This is a genomic window from Phenylobacterium sp., assembly GCF_004799515.1.
GTDB lineage: Bacteria > Pseudomonadota > Alphaproteobacteria > Caulobacterales > Caulobacteraceae > Phenylobacterium.
Map to the genome: position 1 here is coordinate 25,965 of NZ_SSMX01000056.1, position 18,927 is coordinate 44,891.

Here is an 18,927-nt window from a genome sequence, read left to right on the forward strand (position 1 = left end):
GACGAGCGAGGTCGGCTTCAGCGGCTAGGCGTTTGCCGCAACGATCTCCGCCTCCGGGACGACATCGACCTCGACCTGCAAGGTCTGGCTGCCGGGCGCCAGGATGATGCCGTCGATGGGCGCGACGTCGGCGTAGTCGCGGCCGACCGCAAGCACGATGTGGTCGTTCTGCACCAGCTGGGCGTTGGTCGGGTCAAGGCCAATCCAGCCCTGAGCCTCGCCGCACCAGAGCGTGACCCAGGCGTGGGTGGCGTCGGCGCCCTCAAGGCGGGGCTTGCCGGGCGGCGGCAGGGTGCGGAGGTAGCCGCTGACATAGCCGGCGGGGAGGCCCAGGCCCTTCAAGCCCGAGATCATCACATGCGCGAAGTCCTGGCAGACGCCGTGGCGGGCCGTGAAGGCGTCGAGCGCGGGGGTGGCGACGGTGGTCGCCTCAGCGTCATAGGTGAAGTCCTCACGGATGCGGGTCATCAACTCCGTGGCGGCCTCAAGGATCGGGCGGCTTTTGGCGAAGCTCCGCCGGGCATACTCGGTGATGGCCGGCGCGGCCGGCGTTCGGCGCGTGGGGTAGAGATAGGCGGCGGGCCCATCGGGGCCCAAACGGCGGCTCTCGAAGGTCTCGGCGCGGACGGCTTCCCAGGCGGCGGTGCGCCGGGGATCGGGCGGGTAGGGCGCGTGGACATCCACGCGGGAGCGCGCCTCAATCACCAGAGAGGCGTGCGGCGTGTCGATCACCACGGTGCGGGTCTTCTCCCCGAACGGCCCCAAGCCGTCGCGGGTGTCGGAGGGCCGGGGGGTGACGTCAATCGCGGCGGCGAGCACGGTCTGCGCCGAAGACGACTGTGGCGTCAGCCGAAGCACGCAGCGGGCGAAGGTGACGGCGTCCTCGTAGCTGTATGTGGTGCGATGGCGAACGGCGTAGATCACGCCAGGCCCCCCAGTTTCACCGTCGGCACCGCGTGGGCGCCCTGCAGGAAAAAGCGGTCGGCGACCGCGCCGGAGAGCCGCAACAACGTCCGCTCGAAGGTCTGCATCGCCGCCGGCGTCAACTGCCGGGCGTCGGTCGTCTCGACCTCGGTGGCGAGCGGCAGCAGGATCTTGCTCGGCTCTTCCAGCATGCCATCGGCGAGGAGCGACGGCAGGACGGCTAGGTGGCTCTTGAGGGTCTCCACCTGGAAGGCCAGCGACCGGGTGTTGAAGGGATCGAGCATCACCATGTCCCGCACCGGCGTGAGGGCTAGGCCCACCAGGTATCGGGCGCGGTAGGTGATCTGGCTGTCAGCGAGGTCGAGAAGCAGGTCGAGATCGTCGGGCGTCGCGCCGTCGTGCGCGAAGGTGCGCGTCACCCGGCAGGTATTGATCCCGCGCTCGATGCGGCGGCCCATGTCGAGGAAGCGCCAGCCGGCGACGCGGTTCATGTTCTCCTGCGCGAGGCCGGCCAGGGCGGCGAGGATCTGCAGCGCGCTTTCCACCTGCTGCAGCGCCTCGGCTTCGGAGAGCGGCGCCTGGGCGCCTTCGGCGAGTTCGCTCTCCAGGTTGACCAGCAGGGTCCAGAAATCCGCAGAGAGCCGCTCGCGCATGCTGGCCGCGGTGCGCCGCGCGCCCCGCACCAAGAAGATCACCGAGCCGTAGGCGGTCGCGTCGTGCAGGGCGTCGCGCGCCGATTCCAGCGCCGCGGCCCCGAGGTGCTTCTCGTCCAAGGCGCCCCAGTCGACGAGCAGCTGCTGCAGGCTGATCAGCGTCTCGCCGCTGGTGTGGACAGCGGACTCGGAGTCCATCAGGCTGGTGCATAGGCTTCGCACCAGCCGCAGCGTCGCTTCGGCGCGTTCGATGTAGCGGCCGAGCCAGAACAGGTTGTCCGCGGCGCGACTCGGCAGATGGCCCAGGATTCGGCGCACCTTCACGTCATCCTGACTGGCCAGTAGGCTGATCCGCTCGACGGGCTTGTCGTCGATCACCCAGACGTCGGCGGTGCGGGCGTCGCCGCCCATGGAGATGGCGCGGGCGTCGGGCCGCTCGGACGTGCGGCAGAAGCCGCCCGGCATGATCTTCATCCCCTCCGGCGTCCAAGCGGCATAGACCCGCAGCACGAAGGGGGCGGCCTCCAGGCGCCCGTCGCGCAGCACCGGCATGGTCGACAGCCGCACCACCTCCTGGCCGACAAGGTCCCCGGGACGGTCGGTGAGGCGCTGCCGCAGGTCGGCCTGCGCCTGCGGCGCCAGGTCGGCCATCAGCCCGGGCCGCGTCAGCGCCCCATTCTCCCCCGGGGTGTTGAAGGCCGGCGCGATGACCAGCTCGTCGAGATTCTGTTCGACCAGGGCCCGTTCCTGCGGCTGGCCGCACCACCAGGTGGCGATGTTGGGCATCCGCAGGTCTTCGCCCAGCAACCGGCGGCACAGCTTCGGCAAGAATCCGAGCAGCGCCTTGGATTCCACCACCCCCGAGCCGGGCATGTTGAGCATGGCCACGCCCTCGGCGCGGATCGCCGCCAGCAGGCCTGGCGCGCCGAGCCGGGACGCGCTGTTCAGCTCAAGCGGGTCGATGAAGTCGGCGTCGACCCGCCGCAGGATGACGTCCGCGCGCTTCAGGCCGGCGATGGTGCGAACGTAGACCTTGCCGTCGCGGGCGATCAGATCGTCGCCTTCGACCAGCAGGAACCCCAGGTACCGCGCCAGATGCGCCTGCTCGAAATAGGTCTCGCTGAACGGGCCGGGCGTCAGAAGGCAGATGCGCGGATCGGCGCGGTCGGCGGCCCCGGCCAGGCCCTTGCGGAAGCCGTCGAAGAACGGCGCCAGACGCTCGACGTTCATGGCGTTGTAGAGGTTTGGGTAGGCGCGGGACAGAACCAGCCGGTTCTCCAAGGCGTACCCCGCGCCGGACGGCGCCTGAGTGCGATCGTCGAGCACCCACCAGCGCCCGTCGGGCCCACGGCCAAGGTCGGCGGCGTAGAGCTGCAGGTAGCGGCCGCCTGGCGGCTTCACGCCCCGCATCTGCGGCAGGAAGTCGATGCTGCCGGTAAGAGCCGCGGCGGGCAGTTGGCCCTCTTCAACCAGGGTGGCGCCGGCGTAGATGTCCTGCAGCAGGGCTTCCATGAGCTCGGCCCGCTGTTCGACGCCGCGGGCGATCTGGCGCCACTCGCTCTGGCCCAGGATCAGCGGCAGCGGATTGAGCGGCCAACTCTGCTCGGTCTCCTCCCCATAGACCCGATAGGAGACGCCCGTGTCGCGGATGTGCCGGGTGGCCAGGTCGAAGCGGCTTTTGAACTCGCCTTCCGGATACTCCGCCAGGTCCCCGAGGAAGCTCAGCCAGTCGCCGCGCGGCCGACCGGTCGCGTCGAACAGCTCATCCGGGATGCCGGGCAGCGGCGAATACCCGCGCAGCCACGCGGAGAGCCGCTTGGCCGCAGACGGCTCAAGGTCTTCGCTTCGGCGCTGGCTGGCGGTCTCAGCGGCCACCGGGCGTCCTCAGGTCCAGGGTCATCGGGAACTCGTCCGTCGGCTCGGGTTGCGGGACCTTGATCAGGCCGGGGCTGTGGCCCTGATCCTCGAAACGCGCCTTGCGCCGCGCCTGGGCCTCGTAGGCGTTGACCGGGAAGGTATCATAGCTGCGGCCACCCGGATGGGTGACGTGATAGACGCAGCCACCCATCGAGCGACTGTTCGCCCGATCGACGATGTCGAAGGTGAGCGGCGCGTTGACCGGCAAGGTCGGATGCAGCCCGCTGCGCAGCTTCCAGGCCTTGTAGCGAACCCCGGCGACCGCCGCCATGGAGACCTCCGTCGGGCGCATCGACAGGGCGCGGCCGTTGCACGTGATGACGTGCCGCTGGGGATTGAAACCGTCGGCCAGGACCTGCAACCGCTCGACGGAGGAATCGACGAAGCGGACGGTTCCGGATCCCGAGCTTTCCTCGCCCATGACGTGCCAGGGCTCCAGCGCGTGCCGCAGCTCCAGCGTGACGCCGCCATATTCCACGCGCCCGTGCACCGGGAAGCGGAAGGCCCGCTGCGCCTCGTACCACCCCGCGTCGATCGCGTAGCCGGCGCCGTTCAGGTCGGCGATCACCTCGAGGAAGTCGCGCCAGACGAAGTGGGGCAGCATGAAACGGTCGTGCAGCGCCGTCCCCCAGCGCACCATCCGGCCCCTCTGCGGCTCGCGCCAGAACCAGGCGACCAGGGCGCGGATGATTAGCTGCTGCGCCAAGCTCATGCGCGCGTCCGGCGGCATCTCGAAGCCGCGGAACTCCAGCAGTCCGAGCCGGCCGGTCGGACCCTCCGGCGAATAGAGCTTGTCGATGCAGATCTCGGTGCGATGGGTGTTGCCCGCCACGTCGGTCAGCAGGTTCCGCAACAGGCGGTCGACCAGCCACGGGGCCGGCGGCTTCCGGCGGCTGGGCGGGGGGATGAGCCCGAGCGCGATATCCAGTTCGTAGAGCGCGTCGTGCCGCGCCTCGTCGATGCGGGGCGCCTGGCTGGTGGGCCCGACGAACAGGCCGGAAAACAGGTAGGAGAGCGCGGGGTGGCGCTGCCAGTAGAGCAGCAGGCTCTTAAGGACATCGGGACGGCGAAGGAACGGCGAGTCCGCCGGGCTGGCGCCGCCGACCACCACGTGGGCGCCGCCGCCGGTGCCGGTATGGCGTCCATCGGTCATGAACTTGTCGGCGCCCAAGCGGCCGGCGCGGGCGTCGGCATAGACCCCTGTGGTGATATCGACGGCTTCGCGCCAGGTGGCGGCGGGGTGCACATTGACCTCGATCACCCCCGGGTCGGGCGTTACCTTCAGCACCCCCATGCGCAGGTCCGCGGGCGGCCCGTAGCCCTCCAGGCGGATCGGGGAATCGTCCGCCGCGGCCTGCAGCTGGGCGAGGAGTTCGAGGTAGTCCTCCAGCCGGGCGATCGGCGGCATGAAGACATAGAGGTAGCCGTCCCGCGGCTCGATGCTCAGCGCCGTGCGGACCGCGGCGGGCTTGCCCTTGCGCGGCGGATCCGGACCCTCGCCGCCCTGCGCAAGCTGCGCATAGTCAGGCAGGCGCCCACGATCCTCGTACGGATCGAGGGGGGTGATGTGCGGGTAGTCCTCGGGCTTGAGCTCCGGCAGGGCGTCGAGCGGCAGACGCAGGCCGAGCGGCGAGTCGCCGGGGATGGCGTAGAGCCGTCCGCGGCGGAACCGCCAGGCTTCGCTGAGCCAGCCGCGCCCCTCGGCCTTGCTGACCGCCCGCCGCAGCGGCAGCACATAGCCGAGCGTCTTCGAAAGACCGCCCTGCAGGACGCGCCGCAGCCGCACGCGCGCTGCGGGATCGTCGAGCGCCGTGTCGGTCAGCTCAACACCGGGCGGCAGATCCGTCTCCGCCTTGATCGCCGGCAAGGGATCTTCCCGCGCCGGGAGGATGAAGGTCGGATCGACGCCCAGCCGGTCGGCCAACCGCTGGATCACGTCCCGGGCGTCGGCAAGGGTGGCGGCGGGCGGGCGCTCGTCCGCCAGGGCCGCGGGGGCGTCGCGCCAGACGGTCTGGCCGTCGCGGCGCCAGTAGAGACCCAGCGCCCAGCGCGGCAGAGGCTCGCCGGGATACCACTTGCCCTGGCCAAAATGCAGCATGCCGCCGCGTCCGAAGCGGTCCTTAAGGCGGCGCAGCAATTGCTCGCTGAGAGTCTGTTTGGTCGGCCCGGTGGCGTCGATAGTCCACTCGGCGGCTTCAAAATCGTCGATCGAAACGAAGGTGGGCTCACCGCCCATGGTGAGGCGAACGTCCTGCTTTTGCAGATCCGCCTCGACGGCCTCGCCGACCGCGTCCAAGGCGGCCCAGTCGGTCTCTTCGAAGGGCCGTGTAATGCGGATGGGCTCGACCAGACGGGTCACCGTCATCGCGAACTCGAAGTCATCGGCGGGCCGGCTCGAGCCGCCGGTGATCGCGGCGGCTGAGCGGTAGTGCGGCGAGGCCGCCAGCGGGATATGGCCTTCGCCGCAAAGCAGGCCCGACGTGGCGTCGAGTCCGATCCACCCGGCCCCCGGAATATAGACCTCCGCCCAGGCGTGCAGGTCGGTGAAATCCGTCTGAGTTCCGAGCGGGCCTTCGACCGGGTCGATGTCCGCTTTCAGCTGCAACAGGTAGCCGGACACGAACCGCGCCGCGAGGCCCAGCTTGCGCAGCATCTGGACGAGGAGCCAGGCGCTGTCGCGGCAGGACCCGGAGCCGAGCTGCAGGGTGGTGTCGGGCGTCTGAACGCCCGGCTCCAGGCGAACGACGTAACTCACCGCGGCGCGGACCTGGGCGTTGAGCCCGACGACGAAATCGACGGTGGGCCGCCCCGCGGGCTCGAGGGCGGCGACGGCCGCCTGCAAGCCCGGCCCGTCGTCGTCGATTGCCAGATAAGGTGTGAGATCGTGGGCGAGCGCCATCGGATAGCTGAAGGGCAGGGTCTCGGCGTAGGGCTCGACGAAGAAGTCGAAGGGATTGATCACCACCATCTCGGCGGTGAGGTCGACGGTGATGCTGAAGTCCCGCGTCGGCTCCGGAAAGACGATGCGCGCCAGCCAATTGCCGTGAGGATCCTGCTGCCAGTTGATGAAGTGCGCCGCCGGCGTCACCTTCATCGAGTAGCTGGCGATCTGCGTCCGTGTGTGCGGCGCCGGTCGTAGGCGCACTACGTGCGGGCCAAGCGTCGCCGGCTGATCGTAGCGGTAGCGGGTGACGTGATTGAGGGCGGCGATGACCGACAGGGCAGTTCTCTGGGTTCGAGGCGACCCGGACCCTACGCCCTCCGCCGTCCCCGCGCAGACCCCAAATGCAGCCACCGCGGCGCCTTGGCGCTTCTGCCGCAAGCATGAGCAGGCGAGCCTGGATCGGCTTGGCCGCCGAGGCTGCGGATTGTGATGGCCTAGAGTCCGGCCGTCTGCGTCATTCCGCGGCGATCAGCTGGGGCGCCTTCACCGCGTCCGTCACCTCTTCACAGATGACGGCGAATTCGGTCAGGCGAGACGGCCCAAAGGAATGGGTCATGGCCACGTCGGCCGCGTCGCGCCCGCGCGCGATCACCACCCGGCCGATCCGGGGCGTGTTATGGCGCGCGTCGAACGTGTACCAGCCGCCCTCCAGGTAGACCTCGAACCAGGCGCTGAAGTCCATCGGCGCGTCCACCGGCGGAATACCGATGTCGCCCAGGTAGCCGTTGCAGTAGCGCGCCGGGATGTTCATCGCCCGGCACAGGGTCACCGCCAGGTGCGCGTAGTCCCGGCAGACGCCGACCTGCTCCTGATGGCCCTCAAGCGCCGTGCGGGTGGACCGCGCGTGCGGATAGCCGAAGGTGATCCGCCGGTGGACGTAGTCGACGATCGCCTGCACCCGCGCCCATCCCTCAGGGACCTGCGCGAACAGTGACCAGGCGAGATCGCTCATGAGGTCCGTCTCGCAATACCGGCTGCCGAGCAGGAACGGCAGCGCCTCCGGCGGCAGGTCGCCGACCGGCACTTGCCGCGCCGCCCAATTCTGGACATCCGGCGCGCCGCTGTCGGCGATCAGGAAATCCGAGGCGAACACCGTGGTCCCCGCCGGCGCGACCAGCCGCGTCACCCGGTTGCCGAATTCGTCGGCGCAGCGCGCGACCGGCACGCCGCCGCTCGCCTGCACGTCGTCCGGCGTCAGCAGGTCGCCCAGCCGTTCGGGGCGGACACTGAGCTTCAGCAGCATGGGGGTGGGATAGGGACACTCGAGGGCGATGCGATATCCGGCGCGAATCTTCATAGGGCGGCTCGTGACGTGTTGGATGGAGACCCCGGCGGTCCCCGGTCGGGCAAGAACCCGTTCCCTTCTGCGGGGTTCCCAGCCCAGCGATCTGCGCCGCGGCGCCTTGAGGGCGACGACCCTCGGCCCGCAGGCCGCGCACCCGGCGAGCTGGCGGACGTGACACCGCAATTGCGATCAAGCAGCCTCAGCTTAGGGGGCTAGAACGCCCCCTCCGAGCAACGAGGTGAATCATGTCCGTGGTCGAGAGGGCAACTTGGGTGATCGAGCGAAATCTGACGCAAGAGCTAACCCTCGAGAGCTTGGCGCAGGCCTGCGGCGTTTCGCGCTTCCATCTGTCCCATGCGTTTGGGCAGACCGTCGGGCGGCCGGTGATCCAGTATCTGCGGGAGCGGCGGCTTAGCGAAGCGGCCTGCCGCCTGGCGCGGGAGAAGCGGGGCGTGTTGGATGTGGCGCTGGAGGTCGGCTATGGGTCCAATGAGGCTTTCACCCGTGCTTTTCGCGCTCTGCTAGGCGTCACCCCGGAGGCGGTGAAACGGCGCGCCGACCTGGCCGGCCTGGCGCTGGTCGAGCCGCTTCACCGCCTATTGTCGACGTCCGAACCGCTCGAGGAGCCCCGACGGGAGACCCCCGGCGCACTGAATTTCATCGGCCTTGCAGAGAACCAACGCCTGGGGCGCACGGCTGGAATCCCCGGCCAATGGGGTCGTTTCATGGAGCTCTTCGCCGCGATACCCGAAGTCATAGACCCGATCCCTTGGGGGGTCGCCTTTCCCGCGGACGATGACGGCCGATTCCGCTACGTCGCTGCGGCGAAGGTGGCTGCGGGCGGCCTCGCGCCGCGGGGCCTGTCGCGTCTACGGCTGGAGGCCCAAACCTACCTGGTGTTTTGCCATCGCACGCACGCGTCGCGCATCGGCGAGACCGTGGGCGCGATCTGGAACGACTGGCTGCCTGCCAGCGGCGCCGAGCCCGTTGACGCCCCCTCCCTGGAACGCCACAGCGATGGCTTCGACACGACCACCGGCCTGGGGGGCGTGGAGATTTGGGTGCCGGTTCGGCTCTGACGCCCGCCCTTCACGACCCTATAGCGGCCGTCCACGCGAGATCGTAGGGTCGCAGGCTCTGTCTCGGGTCGCCCGCGGAGGGATCGTGACATCGACCCGCGGCGCCGATGGGGAAGGCGTGCGACCACCATCGCCGGATGCACCGTAGGGTTCATTCGGAAGCGGTGACCATGGCCTTTTCGAGTGGCGCGCGGGCGCCGGAGCGTGACATTGGCCGCTGCCTCGCCCCGCCCGCGCGAGGCCTTTGGAAATCGAGTGACCTCGCCCATGAGACAGCTGGCCAAGTTTTCCCTGGAAATCCGCGAGACCGACTTCGTCATGCGGTTGACCGACGAGACCGGAGAGGTGGCCGAGTTCGCCAGCTCCCCCGAGCAACTCGACCTCGTCATCGACGTCTTCAACGACGTCCTCTCCGAGGAGGGCCAGAGCGAGGGATAGATCGCACGGCGAGCCGCGGTCGCAATCGACCAGCCATCGAGGGACGAGCCCAAATCGATGTCCGTGATCCGTCTCCCCAATACGGCGCGATGTTGATGGGGCAGAGCGAATGCGGCCGGCCCGGCCTGTGCGACAACGAGCTCACGCCCTCGGCCAACAGGACCTCGCTCAGAAGGTCGCAGAGCTGAGCCGCCTCTTCGACCCGCCGCAGCGGCGGCTTTTGAGGAGGCTAAGAGCCTGCGCTTGAGCCAGCGCTGCGATTCCGGGGCGGCCCAGCGCACAATCCAGCGGATGCGGCTCGCTATAGGTGCGACCCCTCGATGACGGCTCGCCAATTGCGGAATCCTGTTGCGGCCGAGTGATTGCTCCGTTGAACTGCCGCCTCCGTGTGCAGGGTCAGTCCGTTGGACCAGTCGGACTACAATCAGTTCCTCGACGTCGTTTATGACTCGGCGGTTGATCCCGGAGCCTGGCCTCAGGTGCTGCGCCGTTTCGCCGAACTGACCGGCGCAGAGTCCGCCCTGCTTATCCAGCAGGACGAGCAGATCGGGAAAGGCCAGGCCATCCGCGTCAATGTCGATCCCGACGCGGCCGAACCCTACTACGGCCATTTCGCGACCCGGAACGTGCTGCACAATACGAAGGACCCGGTTGAGACCCTCAGAAAATGGTGCTCGAACGCTGCATGGGCTACATGCCAGCCAGCATGGCCATTCGCAGAAGGCCGCCGGAACGCGACGCGCCCGTTTTCTGCATGATATCGGCGCGATGGACTTCCACCGTGCGTATGCTGATGCCGAACTCGTGGGCGATCGTCTTGTTGAGCTTGCCGGCGAGAATGCCGCCCAGGATGTCGCGCTGCCGCGGCGTGAGGGTCGCGAAAACCTTACGATAGTTGGCGACGTCATCGCCCCGCGCCGCGCTTTCTGATCCGACGAGAAGCGAGGCCTCAACGGCGGCGACCACGGCCGATTTGGCGAACGGCTTGACCAGGAAGTCGACCGCGCCGGCTTTCATCGCCTCGACCGCCAGGGCGATGTCACCATGGCCCGTCATGACGATGACCGGGTGAGTTGGCGCAACCGCCTTGAGGCGATCCAGCAATTCCATACCGCCCATACCCGGCATGCGGACATCGGTGAGCACGCACCCGGGCGACAGGTTCACCACAGATCCAAGGAGGTCCTCCGCGGAGCTGTAGGTCATGGACGCGATGCCCGCCGACGCGAGCAGATAGACAAGGGTCTGCGCGACGGCCGGGTCATCGTCGACAATGTGGGCGTAGGCGATGCTAGCCATCTGCAAAGGCCATTTCCAATCGCCGCGCCAATTCGGCGCGACGATAGGGTTTCGCCAGGAAGTCAGCACGCTCGACCAGCTCGCTGCTCAGACTCGCATGGTCGGAGAAGCCAGAGGTGAACAGCGTCCGCAGTCCCGGGATGATGTCTTGCGCGCGCGTCGCCAGTTGCCGGCCGTTGATGCCGCCCGGCATCACGATGTCGGTCATCAGCAGGTCGATGTCCGAGGCCTCGCCCAACCGCCTAAGGGCCCCCGGACCATCCTCTCTGGCCGTCACGCGGTAGCCGAGCGCGGTCAGTTGCCGTTCGACCTGACGGCGGAGGAGGTCGTCATCCTCGACCAGCAGTATGTGTCGGGCGACCGGCGGGGCGATGACCTCCTGGGGCTCCGGCGCGGACACGATTTGCAGGGCGGGCACCGGCAGGTACAGGCTGATCGCTGTGCCAACGCCAGGCGCCGAGGTGATCTCCAAACGCCCGCCCGACTGGTTGGCGAACCCGTAGACCATGCTCAGCCCCAGGCCGGAGCCCTTGCCCACGGCCTTGGTCGTGAAGAACGGTTCGAGCACCCGCTTCACGACCGCCTCGGTCATCCCTTCGCCCGTGTCCTCGACGGTGAGAACGACGAGGTCGGCGTCCGCCGCCGTGTCCGATGCGCCTGCGCAGCCTTTCGAGGGTTCGAGGCGCGCGCGGATGGAGAGACGCCCGCCTTCCGGCATGGCGTCGCGGGCGTTGATGCTCAGGTTGAGCAGGGCGGAGGTTAGCTGTGTCGGATCGGCGAGGCAGGCCAGCCCGTGCGGCGCGGCGACATCGATGTGAATGTTCGACCCGAGGGTTCGCTGAAGCAGGGGCGTGAGCGACTTGAAGAGCGCCGCGCAGTCCACGGTCTGCGGGCGGAGTGGCTGTTGCCGCGAGAATGCGAGGAGGCGGCTCACCAGGTCGGCCCCCCGTTCAGCCGCGTCCAGAACGAGCTGGGCGAGCGGCTCGAGATCGGGGCTGTCCGCGAGCCCTTCAGACAGCAGTTCCGCACTGCCGATGACCACCGTCAGCAGGTTGTTGAAATCGTGCGCCACGCCGCCGGTGAGCTGGCCCACGGCCTCCATCTTCTGCGCCTGGCGGAGCTTGTCCTCGGCCGCTTCGTGCTCGCGCATGTCGCGCGCGACGGCGAACATCGTCTGATGCTCGACCGACCAGACGGCCGACCACATCACCGGCACCGCCGTGCCGTCGCGATGCATATAGCGGTTGGTGAAGGCCTTGGTCGGAACGCCCCGCACGATCTCGACGGCGATCGCCGTGGTGGCCGCGACATCGTCCGGATGCACAAAATCGATGTAGGGGCGGCCCAGGAGCTCGTGGGGCGGATAACCCCAAAGGTCTTCGGCGTGCTTGCTGACCTTGGTGAACCGACCTTGCGCATCGATCGTGCTGATGACGTCGAGCGAATGGTCGAAGATCGTCTGCTTTACGCTGAGCGCGGCTTCCAGTTGTCGGCGGCCGGCCTCCAGCTCGTCGGCTGCGAGCTTTTCCCGCGTGACCTCGTGGCCCTGACAGAACACCCCGGTGACAACGTCCTCTGCGCCTCTGATCGGCTGAAGAACGAAATCGGCGTAGGCCGCTTGCATGGGGCCGTCGGCCGTCCGCTGAAGAAGGATCTTGGCCGCACGAGCGGCGTAGGGCGTCCCCCGCTCATAGACCCTGTGGATGAGCGCGAGCAGGCCCTGGGACGCGAACTCCGGAAGCACGTCGCCGATCGGCTGGCCCAGTACATCGCGATCGCCGATAAAGGCCGTTCCTGCGGCATTGATCAGTTCGAAGACGTGTTCCGGTCCGGTGAGGATCGCCAGGAACCCCGGGGCGTGATCGAACAGTTCGCGGATGCGCCGGACCTCGCCGCCCAGCAGGCGATTGCATTCATCGGCCACGAAATCCGCGAGGTCGGCCAGGCCCGCGGCCATGGCGGCGTCATAGGGGCGGGGCCGGATATCGAAGACCCGCAGGGCGCCCAGGCATCCGCCGTTCCACAAATGGATCGGCGCCGCGGCGCAGAACCGGATGCGCAGACCGTCTCGGACGCCGGGATGATCTCGCCAGTCGGGGTCCAGCTGCGCGTCTGAAATCCAATAGGGCTCGTTGGCGTGCTGCGCGATGAGCATGGCCGCGGCATCGTCGGCATGTTGGCCGGCGCGCTTCCCACGCCAGACCCGTCCGCCCTGGACGGCGATCATGTCGGCCTCAGGCGCGCCGAAAAGCTGCTCGGCCAAGCGACCCGCCCGAAGCGCGCTCGGCCGGATCGACTCCAGCTTCAGCAAGCCAAGCGGGCCGAGATCGAAGTTTACAAGCTGCATATCGTCCGCAAGCTCGAGGCCGGGCAGATACTGCACTTTCATTTTGGGACGTGGGCGACGCGGCCCGGCTTTCAACGACCGGAGGCTCGCGAAGCGAAAGCCGTACCCGGACAGAGATCGGCGCAGAGACTATTTTGGGTAGCAGTATGAACCCGGACCTTAGCCGAATTCCCGCCTAGGGTGTGGTGTTTGTCCTACCGGAGGGTGCGACCAATGCGCCCGACGCGCCGGTGCGGCAAGTCGGAAATACCGCGCCCGAGCGTCGGTGGGACTCGCTATGGGCGCCGCCGGCGTCCGCTGGCCAGCGCCGGCCGCTCCAGGGGGGCCCTGCTTTTCGGCCATCGGGGCTACGGCTGGGACATGGACGAGGCGGGGCGTAATTCGCAACCAGGTGGCCAGGTCGCTCGCGATGATGAAGGAGCCCAGGCGCAGGATCATGCGCTGGCCGCGCGCTTGAGAGGCGCCGTCGAATGCACGCCCCGCCGCGCGTTCAGCAGGCCGTCGAGCGCTTCCAAAGGACAAGCATGTCGATGGGTTTCGGCAGGTGGAGATCCGCTCCAGCGGCCTCCGCCGCGGCGCGATGGATGGGCTCCACGTTGGCGGTGACCATGATGATCGGAAGGCGGGGCCGTCCCTCGGCGGCCTCTCGGCTTCGGATCGCCCGGGTGGCGCACAAGCCATCCATCACCGGCATCTGCATATCCATCAGGATAGCGTCGAAGGGCGTATCGCGTGAGGCGGCGACGCCCTGCGCCTCGTCGACCCCGCTGGCCGTCGTGCACCCAGCCGACTGCAGGATCGCTTCGGCGACCTTCCGATTGACCAGCAGGTCGGCCGTGGCCATGACCCCGTTCAGGGGTGTCCGCAGTTCGTGGCTCATGGGGGGGAGGAACGCCTCCCCCAACGTCCCGCGCCGTGGCGCGGCTCGCGCCCGGCCTGGATGTTGACGAACGTCCCAATGGTGAGACCTCCACAGGGCGGCGCTCAATACGCCAACCGAAGGCTGATCGTCGCCGAAGCGCCGCGGGGATTGATCTTGCGATTTGCGCGCACGTAGAACTACTTAGACAAGGCGAAGCGCGCGAACGCCGTGGCTTCAGACCCCCAGGGACCTTCCAGGCCGGGGCTGGCCTCTTCGCGGGCGTATGGACGCCATAGACGGCGTCCGGAAGGCGCCGGGGCGGGAGGCGGACGGTTGCGGCGCGCGTGGATGGACCACCGCACGCTCGCTCATTCGTCCTCCTCTTCGCTCTCACGATCATATTTCTTCTTTTCAGCCCCGAAGAAGATCGCAGTGGGTACGCCGGCCAGGATCGCCGCGGCCGCCAATCCGACGCCGGCTCCGATTCCGCCAGCCATCGCGCCGCCCTGCGAATAGCCGATGGCCCATCCGCCCAAGGGCAGCAGAACGAGCGCCAGAATCGCGGCGAGGCACATGGAAGGCTCTCCGGCCAGAAGGGGGGTCGTAGACCAATTGCGGGCGGAGACTCAGTGCTCTCATGGGAGCGCTCGTTCCGCTGGACCGGCGCGTTTGGCGGGACGAGCCCGTCTGCCTAGGCAAAACGCAGCACAGCGCTTTTGGCGTTCGGGATCGTTGAACCGCTTGAAGAGCGACGCCGGCGCCTTGCGCCGCAGCGGTCGGCGAGGCCTCGACGAGTTGCGCCTCCATGGGTGCGCGAAGTCGAGGGGCAGGGGTGGGCTGGGAAGGGTGGTCATCGGCGAGGCGACCCGCCCCCGGCTTGCCGTCCAGCGACCGCGCAACCGATTGACGGCGACCTCGTTCGGGGCCCAGCGGATGGAGGCTGGCATGAGCGACAAAAGTATGGACCGGCGGGGGTTCCTGCAGATCGCGGCCGGCGCGGGGGCTACGGCCGGCGCCCTCGCCACCGTCGCCGAGGCGCAGCCCTCCGAGGTGAGATCCGCCCTGACCGCGCAGCCGGCGCCGGTCTTCGACGCCGACGAGACGACAGCCGACATCCTCGTCGAGACCCTGATCGCCTGGGGCGCCACCACGGCGTTCGGGATCGTCGGCGACGGGATCAATTCGCTGATCGAGGCCCTGCGCAAACGCCAGGACCGCATTCGCTACATCGGCGTGCGCCACGAAGAGGCCGCGGCCTTCATGGCCTCGGGCATCGCCAAGCATACGGATGGCCTGGGCGTCTGCCTGGGCACCACCGGCCCAGGCGCGGTGCACCTGATGAACGGCCTCTACGACGCGATGATGGACGGCGCGCCCGTAGTGGCGCTGACCGGGCTGACGTTCCACGACCTGCGCGGCGTCCGCTACCAGCAGGGGATCGAGACGGTCCGGCTGATGGAGAGCGTCGCGCTCTACAATGAAGAGGTCACCGGCCCGGAGCACGCGGTGGTCGTCGCCAACCGCGCCTGCCGCGCGGCGCTGGGCGACCGCGGTGTGGCGCACCTGGCGATCTCCAAGGACGTGCAGCAGATGAAGCGCTCGGCGGACAAGCGCTCAATGCGCAATCCGGGCGCCCGCTCGTCCTCGTCCTGGAGCCCGCCGCTCGCGGCGCCGCCCGCCGATCAGCTGAAGGCCGCCGCCGACGTTCTGAACGCCGGTGCGCGGGTGGCGGTGCTGGCGGGGCAGGGCGCCTTGCCGGCGCGCGAGGAGGTGACGCGGCTGGCCGACCTGCTGGGCGCGCCGGTCGCCAAGGCCCTGCTGGGCAAGGCGGTGCTGGCGGACGACAGCCCCTTCACCACCGGCGGGATCGGCGACCTCGGCACCGCGCCGTCGTCCTGGGCGATGAAGACCTGCGACACGGTGCTGATCCTGGGCTCGACCATGCCGTGGGAGGAGTACTATCCGACGCCGGGCCAGGCGCGCGGCGTGCAGGTGGATATCAAGCCCGACCGGCTGGGCCTGCGCTATCCCGTCGAGGTGGGCCTGACCGGCGACGTCAAGTCGACGCTGCAGGGCCTGCTGCCGCTGCTGTGGCGCAAAGCCGACCGCGGCTTCCTGACGGAGGCGCAGCGGCGGATGGCGGACTGGAACGGACTCGTGGACCGGGTGGCCGCGACGCCGCGCTCGCCCCTGCGGCCGCAGATGGTCATCCACGCCTTGAGCGAGCTTCTGGCGGACGATGCGGTGATCTCGCTGGACTGCGGCGCCAACACCCACTTCGCCGCCCGGGGCCTCAGGCTGCGCGCCAACCAGCGGCTGACCGGCACGGGGATGATGGCGTCCATGGCGCCGGGCCTGCCCTTCGCCATCGCCGCCCAGATCGCCTATCCGCGGCGCCAGTCGGTGGCGGTGGTGGGCGACGGCGGCTTCGCCATGCTGATGGGCGAGCTTACGACCGCCGTGGCGCACAAGCTGCCGGTGAAGGTGATCGTGCTCAAGAACAACAGCCTGGCCGAGGTGAAGTTCGAGCAGCAGGAGATCGGCAATCCGGAATACGGCTGCGACCTCGCGCCCATCGACTTCGTGGCCTTTGCCCGAGCCTGCGGCGCGGAAGGGTTTCGCTGCGCCACGCCGGCGGAGATCGGCCCCGCGATCCGTGCGGCCCTGGCCTCGCCGGGCGTGGCGGTGGTCGAGGCGGTGGTCGACGCCAACGAGAGGCCCGCCAAGCCGGATGAACTCAAGGTCTAGGCGCGTCCAAGCTCAGTCGAGGTCCATAAGGGCGATCCCAAGATCCGGTCGCTTCCTGCGACACAGGTGGGCCGGGGTCTCGACCACCGTGACCTCCAGGGTGGGATGCACGAAACCCTTCAGCAGATGCCCGCCGCGCGCCGCGCCGTCGCTGAGCCCCAGCACAATGTGAGCGTGCAGGCTGGGGCCGCCGTCGTCGCCGGTGACGATGTCGCCGATCAGGCTCAGGACCTCGCACTGCTCGTCCACCGGGATCGGCCGGTAGGTCTTCTGGACGAAATCGAACCAGCCCACCTCGGCGCGTTCGAAGGCGCCGATGGCGGTGAAGGACGCCGCGTGCAGGCCCTTGTCCCTGGCGAACTGGGCGATCGCCCCGAACGCCTCCTCGCCGCTGTCGAGCACCAGGACGAAGGTCCGTTCCCCGGCGTTTTCCCAGACCAGTTTCGACTTCATCGCCAGGCCTCCAACGTTGGAGCGCGAACCCCCGACGCCGCACCGGAGTCGCAGCCGCATCCTGAGGAACCTCCGCCAGGGCGAACCGTATTGCAGGCCACGAGACTCCTGAGGGGCAGCGTTCGATGCCCAACCCCCGTTCAACCGCACGGATCGGCGGCCATCCGCTGCATCCGATGCTCGTGCCGATCCCGATCGCCTGCTTCGTCCTGACCTTCGTCTCGGACCTGGCCTACTGGAAGACGGCCAACATGCAGTGGGCCAACATGTCGGCCTGGCTGCTGACCATCGGCCTGGTGGTCGCGATCTTCGCGGTGCTGGCCGGCCTGATCGATTTCCTGGGCGAGCGGCGCATCCGTTCGCTGCGGGCGGTGTGGATCCACGCTGTCGGCAACGCCATCGCGCTCGTGCTGGCGATCCTCAACGCCTTCGTGCACAGCCGCGACGCCTACACCTCCGTCGTGCCGACCGGCCTGATCCTGTCGGGGCTGGTGGTGCTGATCCTGCTCGTCACCGGCTGGAACGGCTGGTCGATGGTCTACCGCCATGGCGTGGGCGTCCGCCCGGAGGACCGCGCGTGAACCCGCTGCGCCTGACCCTCTTCGTCGCGACCGCGCTCAGCCTGGCGGCCTGCGGCCCCAAGCCGATCGATCCGCACCGCCAGATCGGCGCCAATCCCTAGCTGCCAGAGATCCACCAGTACCTCCTGCCGCCGATGAAGGTGGAGAAGATCACCCCCTGGGGCGACGCCACGACGGTGGCGCCCGGGCTGCAGGTCAAGGTCTTCGCCAAGGACCTGAAGAACCCGCGCTCGCTCTATGTCCTGCCGAACGGCGACGTCCTCGTCGTGGAATCCGACGGCCCGAAGCCACCCGCGCCCGGGCGGCCGAAGGAGTTCGTCATGAACTGGATCGAGAAGCAGGCGCACTCCAGCACCAAGGCCGGCAACCGCATCCTGCTGTTCCACGACGCGGGCGATGGCGCGCCCGCGACCCGCACGGTGTTCATCGATCACCTGAAGTCGCCATTCGGCGTCGTGCTGGTGGGCGCCGACCTCTACGTCGCCGACACCGACGCGGTGCTGCGTTTCCCCTACCAGACCGGCCAAACCTCGATCACCACGCCGGGAGTGAAGCTTTGCGACCTGCCGGGCGGGCTCATCGACCACCACTGGACCAAGAGCCTGACGGCCAGCCCGGACGGGACGAAGCTCTATGCGGGCATCGGCTCCAACAGCAACATCACCGAGAATGGGCTGGCGGCGGAGCGCGGCCGCGCCGCGATCATGGAGATCGACCGGGCCACCGGGGCGCAGCGCGAGTTCGCCTCCGGCTTGCGCAACCCCAACGGCCTGCAGTTCGAGCCACAGACCCACCAGCTGTGGGCGGTGGTCAACGAGCGCGACGAGCTTGGCCCCGACCTCGTGCCCGACTACCTGACCTCGGTGAAGGACGGCGCCTTCTACGGCTGGCCCTACAGCTATTACGGCCAGCACGTGGACCCGCGCGTGAGGCCGCAGCGGCCGGACATGGTCGCCAAGGCGATCCCGCCCGACTATGCGCTGAGCTCCCACGTGGGCCGCTGGGGATGGTGTTCTACACCGCCTCCAACCTGCCGGCGGCCTATCGCGGCGGCGCCTTCGTGGGCGAGCACGGCAGCTGGGATCGCACCGTGCTCAACGGCTACAAGGTGGTCTACGTACCCTTCGCCGACGGCCGCCCGTCGGGCATGGCGCAGGACGTGGTCACGGGCTTCCTGACGCCCGACGGCAAGACGGTGCGCGGCCGGCCGGTCGGCCTGGCGGTCGACGCCAGGGGCGGCCTGCTGATCGCCGACGACGTCGGAAATACGGTCTGGCGGGTCACTGCGGCCGGAAGCTGACACCCGGCCGTCGCCTCAGGCGCCGGTCAGCCCGGCTTCCCCTCCAGTTGACCCGCACCCGAAGCGCCCGCCCTGCCTGAAACGAGAAAGCCAGGAG

General features: G+C 68.8%; 16 protein-coding genes. 7 read left to right on the forward strand and 9 right to left on the reverse strand.

The genetic code is table 11. The annotated features are described in order from the left end of the window. Nucleotides 1-24: 24 nt before the first annotated feature. The 4 genes from E8A49_RS22995 to E8A49_RS23010 form a co-directional block, all read right to left on the reverse strand. Nucleotides 25-924, reverse strand: a complete 900-nt coding sequence (locus E8A49_RS22995) for a transglutaminase family protein (RefSeq protein WP_293386641.1) — start codon at nt 922-924, stop codon at nt 25-27. After that, nucleotides 921-3,452, reverse strand: coding sequence for a circularly permuted type 2 ATP-grasp protein (locus E8A49_RS23000; protein ID WP_293386642.1), 2,532 nt, complete (start codon nt 3,450-3,452; stop codon nt 921-923). Before E8A49_RS23000 ends, E8A49_RS22995 begins: the two co-directional genes overlap by 4 nt. Further along, complete coding sequence (locus tag E8A49_RS23005) at nt 3,442-6,714, reverse strand: DUF2126 domain-containing protein (RefSeq protein ID WP_293386660.1); 3,273 nt, start codon at nt 6,712-6,714, stop codon at nt 3,442-3,444. Before E8A49_RS23005 ends, E8A49_RS23000 begins: the two co-directional genes overlap by 11 nt. A gap of 178 nt (nt 6,715-6,892) precedes the next feature. Then, nucleotides 6,893-7,735 (reverse strand): transglutaminase family protein, encoded by an 843-nt coding sequence (locus E8A49_RS23010; RefSeq protein WP_293386643.1) that lies wholly within the window; start codon nt 7,733-7,735, stop codon nt 6,893-6,895. Between the two features lie 233 nt (nt 7,736-7,968). Here E8A49_RS23010 and E8A49_RS23015 point away from each other — a divergent pair, with 233 nt between their 5' ends. The 3 genes from E8A49_RS23015 to E8A49_RS23025 all read left to right on the forward strand — a co-directional run bounded on the left by E8A49_RS23015 (nt 7,969) and on the right by E8A49_RS23025 (nt 9,998). Beyond that, complete coding sequence (locus E8A49_RS23015; protein WP_293386644.1) at nt 7,969-8,802, forward strand: AraC family transcriptional regulator; 834 nt, start codon at nt 7,969-7,971, stop codon at nt 8,800-8,802. 267 nt (nt 8,803-9,069) lie between these two features. Next, the gene (locus E8A49_RS23020) at nt 9,070-9,240 is read left to right on the forward strand and encodes a hypothetical protein (RefSeq protein WP_293386645.1); all 171 of its coding nucleotides are present in this window, start codon (nt 9,070-9,072) and stop codon (nt 9,238-9,240) included. Between the two features lie 404 nt (nt 9,241-9,644). Then, the gene (locus tag E8A49_RS23025; RefSeq protein WP_293386646.1) at nt 9,645-9,998 is read left to right on the forward strand and encodes a hypothetical protein; all 354 of its coding nucleotides are present in this window, start codon (nt 9,645-9,647) and stop codon (nt 9,996-9,998) included. Here the strand turns inward: E8A49_RS23025 and E8A49_RS23030 are convergent. The 4 genes from E8A49_RS23030 to E8A49_RS23045 form a co-directional block, all read right to left on the reverse strand. Then, nucleotides 9,931-10,539 (reverse strand): response regulator, encoded by a 609-nt coding sequence (locus E8A49_RS23030; protein WP_293386647.1) that lies wholly within the window; start codon nt 10,537-10,539, stop codon nt 9,931-9,933. The genes E8A49_RS23025 and E8A49_RS23030 overlap by 68 nt on opposite strands. Next, nucleotides 10,532-12,928, reverse strand: a complete 2,397-nt coding sequence (locus tag E8A49_RS23035; protein WP_293386648.1) for an ATP-binding protein — start codon at nt 12,926-12,928, stop codon at nt 10,532-10,534. Before E8A49_RS23035 ends, E8A49_RS23030 begins: the two co-directional genes overlap by 8 nt. 448 nt (nt 12,929-13,376) lie before the next feature. Further along, on the reverse strand, nt 13,377-13,766 hold the full coding sequence (locus E8A49_RS23040) for a response regulator (RefSeq protein ID WP_366928852.1): 390 nt from the start codon (nt 13,764-13,766) through the stop codon (nt 13,377-13,379). Between the two features lie 350 nt (nt 13,767-14,116). After that, entirely contained in the window at nt 14,117-14,323 is a 207-nt protein-coding gene (locus E8A49_RS23045; protein ID WP_293386649.1) for a hypothetical protein, read from the reverse strand. A gap of 370 nt (nt 14,324-14,693) precedes the next feature. Here E8A49_RS23045 and E8A49_RS23050 point away from each other — a divergent pair, with 370 nt between their 5' ends. Then, the gene (locus tag E8A49_RS23050) at nt 14,694-16,496 is read left to right on the forward strand and encodes a thiamine pyrophosphate-dependent enzyme (protein WP_293386650.1); all 1,803 of its coding nucleotides are present in this window, start codon (nt 14,694-14,696) and stop codon (nt 16,494-16,496) included. 12 nt (nt 16,497-16,508) lie between these two features. Here the strand turns inward: E8A49_RS23050 and E8A49_RS23055 are convergent, their stop codons facing one another. Continuing rightward, nucleotides 16,509-16,949, reverse strand: a complete 441-nt coding sequence (locus E8A49_RS23055; protein ID WP_293386651.1) for a PPC domain-containing DNA-binding protein — start codon at nt 16,947-16,949, stop codon at nt 16,509-16,511. A 125-nt stretch (nt 16,950-17,074) separates the two neighbouring features. Here E8A49_RS23055 and E8A49_RS23060 point away from each other — a divergent pair, with 125 nt between their 5' ends. The 3 genes from E8A49_RS23060 (at nt 17,075) to E8A49_RS23255 (ending at nt 18,830) form a co-directional block, all read left to right on the forward strand. Further along, a complete protein-coding gene (locus E8A49_RS23060) occupies nt 17,075-17,530 on the forward strand; it encodes a DUF2231 domain-containing protein (RefSeq protein WP_293386652.1) in 456 nt (151 codons plus the stop codon). Nucleotides 17,531-17,664: 134 nt separating this feature from the next. Next, on the forward strand, nt 17,665-18,708 hold the full coding sequence (locus E8A49_RS23065) for a PQQ-dependent sugar dehydrogenase (protein WP_366928853.1): 1,044 nt from the start codon (nt 17,665-17,667) through the stop codon (nt 18,706-18,708). Next, nucleotides 18,678-18,830, forward strand: a complete 153-nt coding sequence (locus tag E8A49_RS23255; protein WP_366928854.1) for a hypothetical protein — start codon at nt 18,678-18,680, stop codon at nt 18,828-18,830. The genes E8A49_RS23065 and E8A49_RS23255 overlap by 31 nt, the downstream gene beginning before the upstream one ends. The last annotated feature ends 97 nt before the right edge of the window (nt 18,831-18,927 follow it).